Below are 15,636 nucleotides of genomic sequence, written 5' to 3'. Positions count from 1 at the left end.
CGAGCCACGCCAGGCACCCCTCCGTACGCCCCCGCCCGTACCTTCGGCGGGGGCGTACGGCACGATGGCGCCCTACCCGTCCCACCAGGAGGAACACCATGGCCGCCGAGCCCAAGCCGGAGATTCTCGCCGCCTTCCAGGCCGCCAAGGGCTTCATGCCGGTGGCCGAGGGGCTCGCGCTGTACGACGCCGCCGCCGAGGCCGCCGCGCTCGGCCTGCCGCTGCTGGAGGTCGGCACCTACTGCGGGCGCTCCACGATCCTGATCGCCGACGCGGCGCGGGCCGCGGGCGTCACCGCGCTCACCGTGGACCACCACCGGGGCAGCGAGGAGCAGCAGCCCGGCTGGGAGTACCACGACCCGACCGTGGTGGACCCGGAGGTGGGCAGGATGGACACCCTGCCCACCTTCCGCAGGACGCTGCACGCGGCGGGCCTGGAGGACCACGTGGTGGCGCTCGTGGGGCGTTCGCCGCAGGTGGCGGCGGTGTGGGGCGGCCCGCTCGGCTTCGTCTTCATCGACGGCGGCCACACCGACGAGCACGCGAACGGCGACTACGAGGGCTGGGCCCCGCACGTCGCGGAGGGCGGGCTGCTGGTGATCCACGACGTGTTCCCGGACCCGGCGCACGGCGGCCAGGCCCCGTACCGGGTGTATCTGCGGGCGCTGGAGTCGGGGGCCTTCACGGAGATCTCCGTCACGGACTCGCTGCGCGTGCTGCGCCGGACCGGCTCGGGCACCTGAGGACACGAGCCGTACGGGGGTGCCCGGCCGGTCCGCGGACGGCCCGGACACCGCCGCGCCCGGCCGATAGCATCGCCGGGTGCGTCACGACGAGAGCCTTCCCCCCACCCCGCGCCGCCGCCCGCTCCGGCTCGCCGCCGCTGCCCTGCTGTGCCTGGGCCTGGCCGGCTGCGGCGACGGGGGCGGCGGCACCGCGGCGGCCCAGGCCGGGCCGAGCGGAGGTGCGGCCACCACCCCGCCGGCCACGCCGTCACCGGCACCCACGAAGGCCGCCCCGTCGCCGTCGAAGTCCCCGTCGAGGCCCCCGTCGAAGGCCCCCTCGAAGACCCCGCCCGCTCCCGACGGGCCGCTGTCCGGCACGACGGTGGTCATCGACCCCGGGCACAACCCGGCCAACCACCTGCACACCGCCGAGATCAACCGCCAGGTCGACATCGGCACCGGGCACAAGGAGTGCGACACCACCGGTACCGCCACCAACGGGGGTTACGCGGAGGCGGAGTTCACCCTCGACGTGGCGCACCGGCTGCGGACGCTGCTGCGGGACCAGGGCGCGACGGTGATCCTGACCTACGACCGGGACCGGGCGTTCGGGCCGTGCGTGGACGAGCGGGCGCGTATCGGCAACAAGGCCCACGCGGACGCGGTGGTCTCCATCCACGCGGACGGATCGGCCGTCGGCAACCGGGGGTTCCACGTGATCCTTCCCGCGTCCGTACGCGGCGGGGGTGCGGACACCTCGAAGATCGTCGCCCCTTCGCGCGACCTCGGCACGCGTATCGCGGGACTGTTCGTACGCAGTACCGGAAGTTCTCCCTCCAATTACATCGGCGGCAAAACGGGTTTGGACGTCCGCAAGGATCTCGGCGGACTTAATTTGTCGACCGTGCCCAAAGTCTTCATCGAATGCGGCAATATGCGTGATCCCGAGGACGCCGCCCTGCTCACCGACCCGGGTTGGCGCCAGAAGGCCGCCCAGGGCATCGCGGACGGCATCAGCAGCTACCTCAAGGGGTAAGCAAGGGGTGATTCTGCGATGAATTCGGGAGGATGTCCGCGCGGCAACCGGGCAGGAACACAACCCGCCCGGGCAGACGATAGATTCATCCGTACGATGGGGAGCCGTTCCCGAGCTTCAAGCCGTCCCCGCCGAGCATCCGGCGGCAACGACGACCGCCCCGACGAGACGACCGACTAAGGACCTTCACGTGAATATCCGCTCCCTCACTCGAGGCGATGGCGTGGTGATCGGAGCAGCGGTCGTGCTGTTCATCGCCTCGTTCCTCGACTACTACGACTACGGAAGCAACAGGATCGACGCCCCCAACGCCTGGGACGGCCTCGGCAACGGCATCGGCGTCTACATGGTCGGGGTCATCGGCGCGGCGCTGATCGTGTTCTCCCGTTCGCAGCCCCAGCCCCGCAAGGTCGTGGGCCTCGACCTCGCCCAGTTCGGCGTCGCCGCCACCGTGTTCACCGCGTGGAACATGTTCTGGACGATCATCGACCTCGGTCAGATCGACGCGGGCGCCGGCCTGATCCTCGGCTTCATCGCCTCGCTGGCACTCGCCGGCGGCGCCGTAGCCTCGCCGCTGGTCCCGGCCCTCAAGGCCCCGCTCGCGGGCGCCCCGGGCCAGCAGGCCGTGCAGCCGCCGTACGGTGGCCAGCCCGGCCAGGGCTACGGCTACCCGGGTGGTCCGCAGCCGGCGTTCGGCGGCCAGCAGCCGGGCCAGCCGCAGCCGTACGGTGCGCAGCAGCCGGGTCAGCCGGTTCAGCCCGAGGCGCAGAAGGCTCCGGCGGCTCCGGCGGCCGGGGGCGGCGCCGGTGACTTCACGCCGTTCTGGTTCGCGGTGCCGGTGGCCCGCCAGCTGTACAACGAGGACGGTTCGCAGGCCCCGATCGCCGAACTGGCGCCGGGCACCTGGTACCTCGCGGTCGAGCAGCGCGGTTCGGCGCTGATCGCCCAGACGCAGGACGGCCGTCGTGGCGTCCTCCAGGACACCACGGGCATCCAGCGCGGCTGACGCGCCCCGCCCCCTTGTCGGCCCCCCGCCCTCTCCGGGCGGGGGGCCGCTGTCGTGTCCGGCGGGCTCAACCGGCCGCCCGAGCGGGGAGCTTGCCCTTCCGGGTCCAGCGGAGCAGTTCGTCCGCCGACCAGGTGGTGACCACGCGCTCCGGCTCCACCCCGCACTCCTCGGCACGGGCGCAGCCGTACGCCTGCCAGTCCAGCTGGCCCGGTGCGTGCGCGTCGGTGTCGACGGCGAACAGGGTGCCCGCCGCCACGGCCTCGCGCAGCAGCCGGCGGGGCGGGTCGAGGCGTTCGGGCCTGCTGTTGATCTCGACGGCGGTGCCCGCCTCGGCGCAGGCGGCGAAGACCTCGTCGGCGTCGAACGCCGACTCCGGGCGCCCCCGGCCGGTGACCAGGCGCCCGGTGCAGTGGCCGAGGACGTTCGCCTGCGGGTGGCGTACGGCGGCGACCATCCGCCGGGTCATGGGGGCGGAGTCCATGCGGAGCTTGGAGTGGACGGAGACCACGACCAGGTCGACCTGTTCGAGGAGGTCCTCCTCCTGGTCCAGGGAGCCGTCCAGGTTGATGTCGCACTCGATGCCGGTGAGCAGCCTGAACGGCGCCCAGCGCGCGTTGAGTTCGGCCACCTCGGCCAGCTGCCTGCGCAGCCGCTCCGGCGAGAGGCCGTTGGCCACGGTGAGCCGGGGCGAGTGGTCGGTGAGCACCGTCCAGTCGTGGCCCAGCTCCGCCGCCGCGCGGCCCATCTCCTCGATGGGGCTGCCGCCGTCCGACCAGTCGGAGTGCGTATGGCAGTCGCCGCGCAGCAGGGACAGCAGATGTTCGCCGCCCTTCGCCAGCGGTCCCGCGCTCGAAGCCTCGGACTCCAGCCGCTCCAGATACCCGGGGGTCTCGCCGGCCACGGCCTCGCGGATCACCTGGGCGGTGCGGGGGCCGATGCCCTTGACCCGTTCCAGCGAGCCGTCGGACACGCGCCGCTCCACCTCGCCGTCGTCCATCGCGGCGACGGTGCGGGCGGCCGTACGGAAGGCCTGGACGCGGTAGGTGACCGCCCTGCCGCGCTCCAGCAGGAAGGCGATCCGTTCCAGGGCCCGGACGGGGTCCATCGGCACCTCCACAGCTGGACGGGACGGCCGGCGGCCGCCCGTCCAGCTTGGCCCAGCACGGCCCGGCCCGCACACCGGCCCGCCCCCTCATTCGAAGGACGTGCGCTCCAGCCAGGAGTTCAGCAGCCCGGCGTCGCCCAGCACCTCCACCCGGTCGCTGCCGACGGCGAGGCGGCGGTTGAAGACCAGCATGACGTCGGTGAGCGGCCCGCGCAGCGCCACGTCCGCCCTGCCGTGCTCACGGCTCCAGGTGACGCCGTCCGCGCCGAGCTCGATCAGCCACTCGGCCCCGGGGGCGTCGGTGGCGTGCAGGTGCAGGGTGCGTCCGTCGCGGGGCAGCTCGGCCGACCCGGAGTAGCCCACCTTCTGCGCGTAGGCCACGATCTGCAGCCACTCCTCGACGGTGTCCGCCGCCAGCTCCGGCGCCATCGTGTACGGGACCTTCGCGGCGAGGGCCGCGTCGGCGAGGTGGACGACGGTCTCCAGAGCCATGCGGCGGGCCCAGAAGCCCGCGCTGCGGTTCCAGGCCCAGGACCAGACCTGGGCATCCGGCCCGGCCTCCCGGAGCGCGTCGACGGTGCCGGCGGCGCCTTCCGCCAGCCAGGTGTCGAGCGCGGCAGGGCCGTCGCCCGCGGGGCTGTTGTCCGGCACCTTCTCGTCCGCCACCTCCTCGGTGGCCCGGGTGCGGACGATCTCGCCGGCCCAGCGGTGGGCGCGGCCGACGTGCTCGGCCAGTTCGCGCAGGGTCCAGTCGGGGCAGGTCGGTACGGTCGCGCCGAGGTCGGCTCCCCGGATCGCCGCCCTCAACTCCCCGGTCAGCCGGACGATTTCATCGCAGTAGCGCTCGTGCGCAAGAAGGGCCATCACCGCACCCTAGTGCGAGGAGACCGCTTCCACATGCGGTTATCCGCCGAGCTGCGAGGTGGACGGCACCTTGTCCTTCACCTCGGCGCCCGCGCTCTTCCCGGCGTCCTTGATGCCGCTGATGACGCTCTCGAACACCCCGATGTCTCCTGCCCCCGCCTCGCCCTTGCGGAGCTTGGTGCCGAGCCCCTTGAGCGAGGCGATGCCGGCGGTGAGCGGGGCGACGGCCTTCGACAGCAGCGGGTCGCCCTTCGCGTTCTCCGTCGCGGCCTTGAGCCGGTTGTAGGCGAAGCCGCCCGCGAGTCCGGCCTTGACGAGGGCGAAGGTGCGCCCGTCGGCGCCCTTCTTGAACTTCCCGGCCCGGTACGGCTTCACGATCCACTGGTACGTGGCGCCCGCCGCGAGCCCCGCGTTGGCGGCGAACCTGGTCTTGGCCCACTTCTGCGCCCCGGCCGACGAGGTGCCGGTCGGCGAGGCCGAACTGCTCGTACCGCTGCCCTTGTCGTCGCTCCCGCACGCGGTGGTGCCCGCCAGCACGGCACAGGCCAGCAGCAGCGCGACGAGCAGGCGGCGGAGCGGTACGGGTCGGGGCACGGCGGGCCTCCCTGGCCTGGCGGGGCGGGTGCCGGGTCCCGGCACTCCCCGCCAGGCTGGCCGCGTACGGGCCAACCCGCCACCGCTGGGCGGCCGTAAGGGTTCGGCCACCGGGTTTCGGCCGCGCCGGAGCGGCAAAGCGGAGACCATGTCCTACAGCAGAGGCAGTGGCTTCACCGCAGCACGTGTCATCGCCCTCGTGGCGGACGTCATGGCCTTCATCATCGGCCTGTGGATCCTGATGTACCTGCTCGACGCGAACCGCGGCAACGAGCTGGTCGAGTTCGTGCGGGACACCGCCAGGTGGCTCGCGGGCTGGTCGTACGACCTGTTCACGTTCGACAAGGCGTGGGCGAACGTCGTCGCCGGTTACGGCCTCGCCGCCCTGGTGTACCTGTTCATCGGGCACGCCGTGGCGGGCCGCGTCCGACGCTGACGCAGCCCCGTCAACCGCTCAGCCGCAGCAGTCCGGCTCCAGCCCCTTCGGCAGCCGGTCCCCGCTGAAGACGGCGGTGGTCGCCTCGTCCCCACCGAGCGCGGCCACCGCCAGCAGCAGCGAACCGGCCGTCCACGAGGTGTGCTCCTCGGGCCAGAACGCCCGGTTGCCCTCGAAGACGTACCCCGTCCAGTACATGCCGCCCTCGGCCCGCAGGTGCTGGATGGACTGGAGGATCTCCAGCGCCCGGTCGGACTCGCCCATCACCCAGAGGGCCAGGGCCAGTTCGCAGCTCTCGCCGCCGGTCACCCACGGGTTGGGCAGCACGCAGCGCACGCCGAGGCCCGGGACGACGAAGCGGTCCCAGCCCTCCTCGATGCGTTCCTTGGCCGCCACCCCGGCGACCGCGCCGCCGAGCACCGGGTAGTACCAGTCCATCGAGTACTGGCTCTTGTCGAGGAAGCGCTCCGGGTGGCTGCGGATCGCGTGGCCGAGCGCCCCGGTCGCCAGCTCCCAGTCCGGCTGGGGCTCCTCGCGGCGTTCGGCGATGGCGAGCGCGCAACGCAGGGCCTGGTGGATGGAGGAGGACCCGGTCAGCAGCGCGTCCGTCACCTCCGTGCCGTCGTCCTCCCGCTTCCAGCCGATCTGGCCGCCGGGCTGCTGGAGGCGCAGGACGAACTCGACGGCCGCGTAGACCGTGGGCCACATCCGGTCGACGAAGGCGTCGTCGCCGGTGGCGAGGTAGTGGTGCCAGACGCCGACGGCCACGTAGGCGCAGAAGTTGGTCTCCCGGCCCCGGTCGGTCGGCCGCTGCGGGTCGCCGTCGTGGTAGGCGGCGTACCAGGAGCCGTCCTCGTTCTGGTGGCGGGCCAGCCACTCGTACGCGCGCTCCGCGGCGGCGTGCTCGCCGGCCGCGTCCAGGGCCATCGCGGCCTCGGTGTGGTCCCACGGGTCGAGGTGGTGTCCGCGGAACCACGGGATCGCACCGTCCTCGCACTGCGTGGCGAGCAGCGCGGTGACGGTCTCGGCGGCCTGCGCGGCAGTGAGGACTCCGGGCAGGACGAGGTGTTCGGTCCGCTCGGGAAGGCTCACGCCTCGGCCTCGGCGGCCACTGCGGCGACGGGCAGGTGCGGCTTGGTCGCGTACGCCACGAAGCTCTTGCCGACGACGGGGTTCAGGAGCTGCTCGGCCACCCGGGTGGCCAGCGGCTTCTTCATGATGTCCCAGACCAGGAGCTTGTGGTACGCCTTCACCGGCAGCGCCTTGTCGTTGTCGACGCCGAACGCGCACTTGAGCCACCAGTACGGCGAGTGCAGGGCGTGGGCGTGGTGGGTGCCGTACGGCTTGAGGCCGGCGCCGCGCATCTTGCCGAGGAGCTCGTCCGCCTTGTAGATGCGGATGTGGCCGCCCTCGACCTCGTGGTACGCGTCGGAGAGGGCCCAGCAGACCTTCTCGGGGCCGTAACGCGGGACGGTGACGGCGATCCGGCCGCCGGGCCGCAGCACCCGGACCATCTCGGCGAGCACGCCCTTGTCGTCGGGGATGTGCTCCATGACCTCGGAGATGATCACGACGTCGAACGACTCGTCGGGGAAGGGCAGGTTGAGCGCGTCGCCCTCCATCGCGGTGGCGGTGGCACCCTCGGGGGCCTCCCCGGCCTCCTTCATCGCCGCGAACCACTTCGCGACCTCCCGGATCTCCTCGCCGTTCCGGTCGAGGGCCACCACCTGGGCGCCGCGCCGGTAGCACTCGAAGGCGTGGCGTCCGGCGCCGCACCCGAGGTCGAGCACGCGGTCGCCTGCGGCGAGCGGGAAGCGGGTGAAGTCCACGGTCAGCACGAGTGCCTGCTTTCGCGGTCGGGGGTGGGGTCGGGGGTCAGGTGCGGGGGCCCGGCGGGCGGGGCGGGGTCACCGCCGGCCACCGGGGCCGGTGGCGGCGCGGGCGGCGATGGCCTGCCGGTAGAGCTCGGCGGTGCCGATCGCGGCCTGCTTCCAGGTGAACCGGGCGAGCACCCGCTCACGGCCGGCGGCGCCGAGCCGGGCGCGCAGCTCCGCGTCGCCGAGCAGCCGGCCGAGCGCGTCGGCGAGGGCGCCGGGGTCGCCGGGCGGGACCGCGAGGCAGGTCTCGCCGTCGGGGCCCGCGACCTCCGGGATCGCGCCGCCGGTCGTCGCGACGAGCGGGGTGCCGGTGGCCATGGCCTCGGCGGCGGGCAGCGAGAACCCCTCGTACAGCGAGGGGACGCAGGCGATCTGCGCGCCGCGCACCAGGTCGACCAGCTCGGTGTCGCTGATGCCCTTGACGAACTCGACGGCGTCCGCGAGCCCGTGGCGCTCGATGGCCCGGGCGACCGGTCCGTCCTCGGCGCGCCTGCCGACGACGACGAGGTGGGCGGCGGGGTTGCCGGTACGGAGCTTGGCGAGAGCCTCCACGAGGTGGACGAGGCCCTTGAGCGGGACGTCCGCGCTCGACGTGGTGACGATGCGGCCGGGGACCTCGGCGACCGAGGGGTCGGGCGACCACAGGTCGGTGTCGGCGCCGATGTGGACGACCTCGACGCGGCGCGGGTCGACGCCGAGGTGGTCGACGATTTCCTGCTTGGAGGAGCCGGAGACGGTGAGCACCGACGGCAGCCGGCGCGCGACCCGCTTCTGCATGCGGGTGAACGCGTACCAGCGGCGTACGGACGCGCGGCGCCGCCGGGTGGGCGCGGCGTCCAGGTCGAGCTGCCGGTCGACGGTGATGGGGTGGTGGATCGTGGTGACGAGGGGGGCGCCGAGGTCGGCGAGGAGCCCGTAGCCGAGGGTCTGGTTGTCGTGGATGACGTCGAACTCGCCGCGCCGGGCGGCGAGGTGGCGCCGGGCCCGCAGGCTGAAGGTGAGCGGTTCGGGGAAGCCGCCGGTCCACATGGTGGCGACCTCGGCGGCGTCGATCCAGTCCCGGTACTCGCCGCGCCCCGGCGTGCGGAACGGGTCGGGCTGCCGGTAGAGGTCCAGGCTGGGCAGCTCGGTGAGCGGGACGCCCTCGTCGAGCACCGGGTAGGGCTGGGCGCCGATGACCTCGACGCTGTGGCCGAGGCGGGCCAGCTCCCGGGCGAGGTGGCGTACGTAGACGCCCTGGCCGCCGCAGAAGGGGTTGCCCTTGTAGGTCAGGAGCGCGATGCGCAGGGGGCCGTCACCGGGGCCCGTGCCCGACGTGGCGACGCCCGTACGGGGGCCCGACTCAACGGCCTCAGCGGTCACACTCGGCCCCCTTCTCACTGCCTGTTCGCCGGAGCGTAACCGCCGACGCTAATCTAGAACAAGTTTCAGACTGGCTAGTTCAATGAGCTACGAATCTACCGGGCGGTAGCGTCGGTGCAACGGCCGGATCAGGTGATTCACGCCACGGCACACACCCCGGCCACGGGATGGGACACATGACAGCGGAAGCCCGACCGGCAACGCCGCCCCTGACGGAGCGCCAGGAGGCCCGTCGCCGCCGCATCCTGGAGGCCACCGCCGAACTCGCCCGCCGGGGCGGTTTCGAGGCCGTCCAGATGCGCGAGGTCGCGGAGGCCGCGGAGGTCGCCCTGGGCACGCTGTACCGGTACTTCCCGTCCAAGGTCCACCTCCTCGTCGCCACCCTTCAGGACCGGCTCCAGCAGCTCCGCGCGGCTCTGCGCGCACGCCCCCCGGCGGGGGACGACCCGGCGGCCCGGGTCACCGAAGCGCTGATGCGGGCGTTCCGCTCGATGCGGCGCGAACCGCAGCTCGCGGACGCGATGGTGCGCGCGCTGACGTTCGCGGACCGCGGCGCCGGCCCCGAGGCCGACGCCGTCTCGCGGCTCACGACGGCGATCATCCTGGACGCGATGGGCACCGGCCACCCGACGCCGGACCAGCTCTGCGCCGTGCGGGTGATCGAGCACACCTGGCACTCCGCGCTGATCTGCTGGCTCTCCGGCCGTGAGTCGATCGCGCAGGTGCGCACGGACATCGAGACGGCGTGCGGGCTGATCGGCCCGGCGGCCCCCTGACGGGCGCACCCGCCTGCCATGTGCGGCGCCCACACGCCCCGGGGGCGAGGTGGGGTGCCCTGCACCATATCTACGGCGGCACGGGGTTCATACGGTTCGGCGACATCACAGGAACACGCCGAGGAGCCGGTCACCATGCCCCGCAGCCGCACAGCCAGCAGAGCCCTCAGATCCCTCAGTGACATCCGTACCGTCGCCGTCCTGGCCGCGGCCGGACTGCTGCTGACGGGCTGCACCGCCGCCGGGAAGGCGGGCGGCTCCGACTCCGCGAAGTCCGCCGACGACGCGGCCGTCAAGGTCGGCCTGGTGTACTCCAGGACCGGGCTCCTCGCCGACTACGGCAAGCAGTACCGCGACGGCTTCATGGCCGGCCTCGACTACGCCACCAAGGGGACCCGCGAGGTCGCGGGCCACCGCATCGAGGTCACCGAGCAGGACGACGCCGGCGACCCGGGCAAGGCCGTCTCCGCCGCGAAGAACCTCATCGGCAAGGGCTACAAGGTGCTGGCCGGCACCACCGACTCCGGCGTCGCCCTCCAGATGGCCCCGCTCGCCGCGCAGAACAAGGTGCTCTACGTCAGCGGACCGGCCGCCACCGACGCGGTGACCGGGATCAACGACTACACCTTCCGCTCCGGCCGCCAGTCCTACCAGGACATCCTCACGGCGGGCACGATGCTCGGCGACGCCAAGGGCAAGAAGGTCACGGTCCTCGCCCAGGACTCCACCTTCGGCCAGGCCAACGTGGCCGCCGTCAAGGCGGTGCTCGGCGGCAAGGGCGCCTTGGTCGGCTCGGTGCTGGCGCCGCCCAGCGCGACGGACCTGACCCCGTTCGCCCGGCAGGTCAAGGCGGGCGGCCCCGACCTGGTCTTCGTCGCCTGGGCCGGCTCCACCGCACCGGCGCTCTGGACCGCGCTCGACCAGCAGGGCGTGCTCGGCGCGAGCAAGGTGGTCACCGGCCTGGCCGGCACCGCCTCGTACCCGATCTTCGGAGCGGCCGGGGTCAAGGTGTCGTTCCTGGCGCACTACTTCCCGGGCGCGGGCGGCAACAACGCCGTCGAGAAGGCGATGCTGGACGCGGTGAAGAAGGACGGCGGCAGGCCCGACCTGTTCACGCCCGACGGCTTCACGGCCGCCCAGATGATCGTGCACGCCGTCGAGAAGGGCGGCGCCACCGACACCGCCGCGATGGTGAAGGCCCTGGAGGGCTGGAGTTTCGACGGGGTCAAGGGACAGACCCGGGTGCGCGGCGAGGACCACGCGCTGCTCCAGCCGATGTTCGTGGCCAAGCTGGACGGCAAGGGCAAGACGGCCGAGCCGAAGCTGCTGGACACCGAGCAGATGGACGCCGTGGCACCGCCCGTGAAGCCCGCGGCGGGCTGACCCGTGACCGCACCCCACACTCTCGGGCAGGCGAGCCCGGCGGACCGGGAGACGCCCGTGCTCCGGCTGGAGGGACTCGGCTGGAGCGTCGGCGGCGCCACCATCGTCGAGGACGTCTCGCTGAGCGTCCGCGAGGGCGAGTTCCTTGCCTTCATCGGGCCCAACGGGGCGGGCAAGACCTCCCTGTTCAACCTGATCAGCGGGCTGAACCTGCCGACCGCCGGGCGGATCGAGCTGGACGGCGCCGAGATGACGGACCGGCCCGCGCACGTGCGGGCCCGGCGCGGGATCGGCCGGACCTTCCAGACCTCCAGCCTGTGGCCCGCGATGACCGTGGCCGACCACGTCCGCCTCGCCGCGCAGGCCGCCCGGGGCGGCTCGTACCGGCTGTGGCGGCGCGCCGACCCGTACACCGCCGAGGTCGCCGGCGTCCTGGAGCGCACCGGCCTCGGCCACCGGGCCGGGGCGACGGCGGGCGAACTGTCGCACGGCGAGAAGCGGAAGCTGGAGCTCGCCGTGCTGCTCGTGGGCGAGCCCCGGCTGATGCTGCTCGACGAGCCGATGGCCGGGGTGAGCGCCGAGGAGGTGCCCGCCCTGACCGAACTCATCCGCACCCTGCACCGGGAGGAGGGGCGCACGGTCCTCATGGTCGAACACCACATGGACGTCCTGCTGGGCCTGGCGGACCGGCTCGCCGTGATGCACCACGGCCGGCTGCTCGCCCTGGACACACCGGAGGCGGTCACCGCCGACCCGACCGTGCAGCAGGCGTACCTCGGGGAGGGACTGTGACGGAACAACCCCTCCTGGACGTGCGGGACCTGCGGGTCCTGATCGGCGGCCGGCACATCCTGCACGGCGTCGACCTGGACGTCAGCGCGCACGGCGTCACCGCGCTCCTCGGGCGCAACGGTGCCGGGAAGACCACCGCGGTCCGGGGCGTCCTCGGGCTCGTCCCGCGCGCCGGAAGCGTGCGGTTCGACGGCGAGGAGACCGCGGGCCTGCCCACGCACGCCCTGGTCCGGCGCGGCATCGGCTACGCCCCCGAGGACCGGGGGATCTTCGCCGGGCTGACCGTCGCGGAGAACCTGCGGCTGGCCGAGCGGCGCGGCGCGGGCGAGCCGGCGTACGGCCTGGTCCACGAGCTGTTCCCCGAACTCAAGCAGCGGGCGAAGCAGTTGGCGGGGACACTGTCGGGCGGCCAGCAGCAGATGGTCGCCATCGGGCGGACCCTGCTCAACGCCAACCGGCTGATCATCGCGGACGAACCGACCAAGGGCCTGGCGCCGAAGGTCGTCACCGAGGTGGCGCAGGTGCTGGAGCGGGCCGCCGAGGCGGTGCCGGTGCTGCTCGTGGAGCAGAACCTCGCCGTGGTGCGCCGGCTGGCCGGGCACTGCGTGGTCCTCGCCGACGGCCGTACCGCCCACCGCGGCCCGGCCGCCGAGCTGCTGGGCGACGCGGAGGCGGCCCGCACGCTGCTCGGTGTGGGCCACGGCCCGCTCCCCGCACACCCTTCCGTGAAGGCGGATTCCTGATGTCCACCCTCGTCCTGCTCACCATGACCGGACTCGGTCTGGGGGCCCTCTACTTCCTCGTCGCGTCCGGACTCTCGCTGATCTTCGGCCTGATGGACGTGCTCAACTTCGCGCACGGGGCGCTGCTGTCCATCGGCGCGTACGGCACCTGGTGGGCCGCGTCCGGGAACCTGCCCGGCGCGGGCCCCGGCGGCGCCGGCTTCGTGCTCGCGGTCCTGTTCGGTACGGCGGTGGGCACCGCCGCCGCCGTGCTCCTCGAACTCGCGGTGGTCCGCCCGCTCTACACCCGGCCGCGCGAGCAGGTGCTCGCCACGGTCGGGGTGGGGCTCGCGGTGCCCGCGCTGCTTTCGGGCATCTGGGGCTCCGACGCCCACCCGTTCCCGGGGCCGGAGGCGCTGTCCGGCACCTTCGGGCTGCTGGGCGCGCAGGTCCCGGTCAACCGGGTGGTCCTGGTGGGCGCGGCGGTCGTGGTGCTGGTGGCGCTGCGGCTGTTCCTCGGCCGGACCCGGCACGGCCTGGTCGTCCGGGCCGGTGTCGAGGACCGGGCGATGGTCACCGCGCTCGGCATCGACGTCCGCAGGGCGTTCACGCTGGTCTTCGCGATCGGCGGCTGCGCGGCGGCGCTGGGCGGTGCGCTCGGCGGGCTGTACTTCGGCTCGGTCGACCCGCGCCAGGGCACCTCGCTGCTGATCTTCGCGTTCGTCGTCGTGGTCACCGGCGGCATGGGCTCGGTGACCGGCGCCGCCGTGGCGTCCGTGGTCATCGGCCTGGTCCAGCAGCTCGCCAACTACTACACCGCAGCGGGGCTCGGCGACCTGGCGGTCGTCGTCCTGCTCGCCGTGCTGCTGCTGATCCGGCCGCGCGGACTGACGGGGAGGCTCGCGTGAGCACCGCCACCGACACACCCGACCGCACCGCCGGCCGCCCGGCCACCGCCCAGGCCCCGGCCGGGCGGGCCCGGCTGCTGCGCTGGTGGCCCGCCGCCGTCCTGCTGGTACTGGTGGTCGCGCCGTTCAGCGCGGTGCCGGTGCCGGGCCTGCTCGACGGGCCGCTCGGCTCGGCGGGCAGTCTGCAACTCCTGGCCACCTGCCTGCTGTTCGGCGCGCTGGCCACCGGCTACGACCTGCTTCTCGGACGCACCGGGCTGCTCTCCTTCGGGCACGCCCTGTACTTCGCGGCGGGCAGCTATGCCACCAACCTGTTCCTGCTTGAGGCGGGCCTGCCGTTCGCGCTCGCCACGGTCCTCGGGATGCTCTTCGGGATCGCGCTCGCCCTGGCCCTGGGGTCGGTGAGCCTGCGCGTGACCGGCATCGGCTTCTCCATGGTCACCCTCGCGTTCGCCCAGGCGGGCTCGATCCTGGTGTCCCGGAACCCCGGCGGGGTCACCGGCGGCGAGGAGGGCCGGGCGGCCCCCTCCGACCTGCTGCCGTCCTCGCTCGTCGGCATCGACAACACCGCCAACCTGTACTGGATCGCGCTGGCCTACCTGGTCCTGACCCTGGGCGTCGTCCACTGGGCGGTCCGCTCCCCCACCGGCCGCGTCTGGGAGGGCATCAAGGAGAACGAGCGCCGGGTGGAGGTCCTGGGCCTGAAGCCGTACGGGTTCAAGCTGACGGCCTTCGTCGTCGCGGGCGGACTCGCGGCCCTCGGCGGGATCGTGCACCTGCTCCTGACGGGCGGCTCGACCCCGCAGACGACCACGTCCGACTTCACGCTGTCGCTGCTGGTGATGGTGGTCCTGGGCGGCTCGGGCACCCGCTGGGGGCCGATGGCCGGCGGCATCCTCTACACCTGGGCCGACCACAGGCTCGGCGACCTGGCCGGTTCCGGCGCGGTCGCGGACCTGCCGGCGGTGCTGCGCGTACCGCTCTCGCAGCCGCTGTTCCTGCTGGGCGTGCTGTTCGTGGCCGTGGTACATCTGCTGCCCGGCGGCCTGGCCCGGCTGCCGTCCCGGCTGCGGGCAGCCTCGAACCGTAAGGAGACCGTAGTCAGTTGAGCCCGCTCGTGGAGTACGAAGAGATCGAGGTCCCCGTGCGCGGGGGCTTCCTGGCGGCGCTGCGCTGGCCGGCCGCCGCCCCGGAGGCGCCGGTGGTGGTGGCCCTGCACGGGATCACCTCCAACGCCCTGTCCTGGGCGGCGGTGGCCCGGCTGCTGGACGGCCGGGTCACGCTGGTCGCGCCGGATCTGCGCGGCCGGGCCGGGAGTGCGCAGTTGCCCGGCCCGTACGGGATCGCCGGGCACACCGACGACATCGCCGCGCTGACCGAGGCCCTGGGCCGGGACCGGGTAGTCCTCGCGGGCCACTCGATGGGCGCGTTCGTGGCGGCCCTTGCGGCGGTGCGCCACCCGGACCGCTTCGGGCCGCTGCTGCTCGTGGACGGCGGCATCGGCTTCCCGGCTCCGACGCACCTGACGCCGGACGAGCTGATGACGGCGGTGATCGGCCCGGCGATGGACCGCCTGTCGATGACCTTCCCGGACCGGGCCGCCTACCGCGCGTTCTGGCAGGCGCATCCGGCGTTCGCCGGCGCCTGGTCGGACGAGGTGGACGCGTACATCCAGCGCGACCTGACCGGCGAGGAGCCGGACCTGCGCTCGTCCTGCCGGATCGAGGCGATCCGCACGGACGGGGTCGGCCTGTTCGACGAGGAGGTCCTGTCGGCGGTGCGGAAGCTGCCCGTCGACGCGGCGCTGCTGTGGGCGGAGCGCGGCCTGATGGACGAGGAGCAGGGCCTCTACGACGAGGGCCGGCTGGCCGCCGCCGACCTGGGCGGGACCCGGGTGGAGCCGGTCGCGGTGAAGGACGTGAACCACTACACGGTCCTGACGGGCGACCGGGGCGGCCGGGAGATCGCGGACCGGCTGGTGGCGCTGGCGCGCGGCTGAAGTACGTACGAGCAGGGCCCGGCACCACGCCGGGCCCTGCTCTCCGTG

The 15,636-nt window shown here is 73.5% G+C and carries 17 protein-coding genes; 11 read left to right on the top strand and 6 right to left on the bottom strand.

Translation table 11 applies throughout. The features are described 5' to 3' along the window. Positions 1–98 precede the first annotated feature (98 nt). The 3 genes from BLW14_RS22690 to BLW14_RS22680 all read left to right on the top strand — a co-directional run bounded on the left by BLW14_RS22690 (position 99) and on the right by BLW14_RS22680 (position 2,767). On the top strand, positions 99–743 hold the full coding sequence (locus BLW14_RS22690; protein WP_093709030.1) for a class I SAM-dependent methyltransferase: 645 nt from the start codon (positions 99–101) through the stop codon (positions 741–743). A gap of 79 nt (positions 744–822) precedes the next feature. After that, positions 823–1,761 (top strand): N-acetylmuramoyl-L-alanine amidase, encoded by a 939-nt coding sequence (locus BLW14_RS22685; RefSeq protein ID WP_093709029.1) that lies wholly within the window; start codon positions 823–825, stop codon positions 1,759–1,761. 223 nt (positions 1,762–1,984) lie between these two features. Continuing rightward, on the top strand, positions 1,985–2,767 hold the full coding sequence (locus BLW14_RS22680) for a hypothetical protein (RefSeq protein WP_093709028.1): 783 nt from the start codon (positions 1,985–1,987) through the stop codon (positions 2,765–2,767). A gap of 67 nt (positions 2,768–2,834) precedes the next feature. On the opposite strand, the gene BLW14_RS22675 is transcribed toward BLW14_RS22680, so the two are convergent. The 3 genes from BLW14_RS22675 to BLW14_RS22665 all read right to left on the bottom strand — a co-directional run bounded on the left by BLW14_RS22675 (position 2,835) and on the right by BLW14_RS22665 (position 5,333). Next, positions 2,835–3,875 (bottom strand): PHP domain-containing protein, encoded by a 1,041-nt coding sequence (locus tag BLW14_RS22675; protein WP_093709027.1) that lies wholly within the window; start codon positions 3,873–3,875, stop codon positions 2,835–2,837. Positions 3,876–3,962: 87 nt separating this feature from the next. Beyond that, on the bottom strand, positions 3,963–4,739 hold the full coding sequence (locus tag BLW14_RS22670; protein WP_093709026.1) for a maleylpyruvate isomerase family mycothiol-dependent enzyme: 777 nt from the start codon (positions 4,737–4,739) through the stop codon (positions 3,963–3,965). A 39-nt stretch (positions 4,740–4,778) separates the two neighbouring features. Next, positions 4,779–5,333 (bottom strand): hypothetical protein, encoded by a 555-nt coding sequence (locus BLW14_RS22665; RefSeq protein WP_093709025.1) that lies wholly within the window; start codon positions 5,331–5,333, stop codon positions 4,779–4,781. Positions 5,334–5,481: 148 nt separating this feature from the next. Between BLW14_RS22665 and BLW14_RS22660 the strand changes: the two genes are divergently transcribed. After that, the gene (locus BLW14_RS22660) at positions 5,482–5,769 is read left to right on the top strand and encodes a hypothetical protein (protein WP_093709024.1); all 288 of its coding nucleotides are present in this window, start codon (positions 5,482–5,484) and stop codon (positions 5,767–5,769) included. A gap of 18 nt (positions 5,770–5,787) precedes the next feature. Here the strand turns inward: BLW14_RS22660 and BLW14_RS22655 are convergent, their stop codons facing one another. The 3 genes from BLW14_RS22655 to BLW14_RS22645 form a co-directional block, all read right to left on the bottom strand. After that, positions 5,788–6,861 (bottom strand): prenyltransferase/squalene oxidase repeat-containing protein, encoded by a 1,074-nt coding sequence (locus BLW14_RS22655; protein ID WP_093709023.1) that lies wholly within the window; start codon positions 6,859–6,861, stop codon positions 5,788–5,790. Continuing rightward, positions 6,858–7,607 carry a class I SAM-dependent methyltransferase gene (locus BLW14_RS22650; RefSeq protein WP_073965384.1) on the bottom strand — a complete coding sequence of 250 codons (750 nt, stop codon included), beginning with the start codon at positions 7,605–7,607 and terminating at the stop codon, positions 6,858–6,860. Before BLW14_RS22650 ends, BLW14_RS22655 begins: the two co-directional genes overlap by 4 nt. A 69-nt stretch (positions 7,608–7,676) precedes the next feature. After that, a complete protein-coding gene (locus BLW14_RS22645) occupies positions 7,677–9,008 on the bottom strand; it encodes a glycosyltransferase family 4 protein (protein WP_093709022.1) in 1,332 nt (443 codons plus the stop codon). Positions 9,009–9,184: 176 nt separating this feature from the next. Here BLW14_RS22645 and BLW14_RS22640 point away from each other — a divergent pair, with 176 nt between their 5' ends. The 7 genes from BLW14_RS22640 to BLW14_RS22610 all read left to right on the top strand — a co-directional run bounded on the left by BLW14_RS22640 (position 9,185) and on the right by BLW14_RS22610 (position 15,588). After that, complete coding sequence (locus BLW14_RS22640) at positions 9,185–9,784, top strand: TetR family transcriptional regulator (protein ID WP_093709021.1); 600 nt, start codon at positions 9,185–9,187, stop codon at positions 9,782–9,784. A 135-nt stretch (positions 9,785–9,919) separates the two neighbouring features. After that, a complete protein-coding gene (locus tag BLW14_RS22635) occupies positions 9,920–11,167 on the top strand; it encodes a substrate-binding domain-containing protein (RefSeq protein WP_093709020.1) in 1,248 nt (415 codons plus the stop codon). 3 nt (positions 11,168–11,170) lie between these two features. Then, positions 11,171–11,959 (top strand): ABC transporter ATP-binding protein, encoded by a 789-nt coding sequence (locus BLW14_RS22630; protein WP_093709019.1) that lies wholly within the window; start codon positions 11,171–11,173, stop codon positions 11,957–11,959. Further along, positions 11,956–12,702, top strand: a complete 747-nt coding sequence (locus BLW14_RS22625; RefSeq protein WP_093709018.1) for an ABC transporter ATP-binding protein — start codon at positions 11,956–11,958, stop codon at positions 12,700–12,702. The genes BLW14_RS22630 and BLW14_RS22625 overlap by 4 nt, the downstream gene beginning before the upstream one ends. Continuing rightward, positions 12,702–13,589 carry a branched-chain amino acid ABC transporter permease gene (locus BLW14_RS22620; protein ID WP_093709017.1) on the top strand — a complete coding sequence of 296 codons (888 nt, stop codon included), beginning with the start codon at positions 12,702–12,704 and terminating at the stop codon, positions 13,587–13,589. Before BLW14_RS22625 ends, BLW14_RS22620 begins: the two co-directional genes overlap by 1 nt. Continuing rightward, on the top strand, positions 13,586–14,698 hold the full coding sequence (locus tag BLW14_RS22615) for a branched-chain amino acid ABC transporter permease (RefSeq protein ID WP_093709016.1): 1,113 nt from the start codon (positions 13,586–13,588) through the stop codon (positions 14,696–14,698). The genes BLW14_RS22620 and BLW14_RS22615 overlap by 4 nt, the downstream gene beginning before the upstream one ends. Beyond that, positions 14,695–15,588, top strand: coding sequence for an alpha/beta fold hydrolase (locus tag BLW14_RS22610; RefSeq protein ID WP_093709015.1), 894 nt, complete (start codon positions 14,695–14,697; stop codon positions 15,586–15,588). The genes BLW14_RS22615 and BLW14_RS22610 overlap by 4 nt, the downstream gene beginning before the upstream one ends. The last annotated feature ends 48 nt before the right edge of the window (positions 15,589–15,636 follow it).

The organism is Streptomyces sp. 2131.1, assembly GCF_900105515.1.
In the GTDB taxonomy this organism is placed as follows: Bacteria; Actinomycetota; Actinomycetes; order Streptomycetales; family Streptomycetaceae; genus Streptomyces; species Streptomyces drozdowiczii.
Note: the sequence above shows the minus strand (reverse complement) of the source record. Positions and strands in the feature narration are given on the sequence as shown.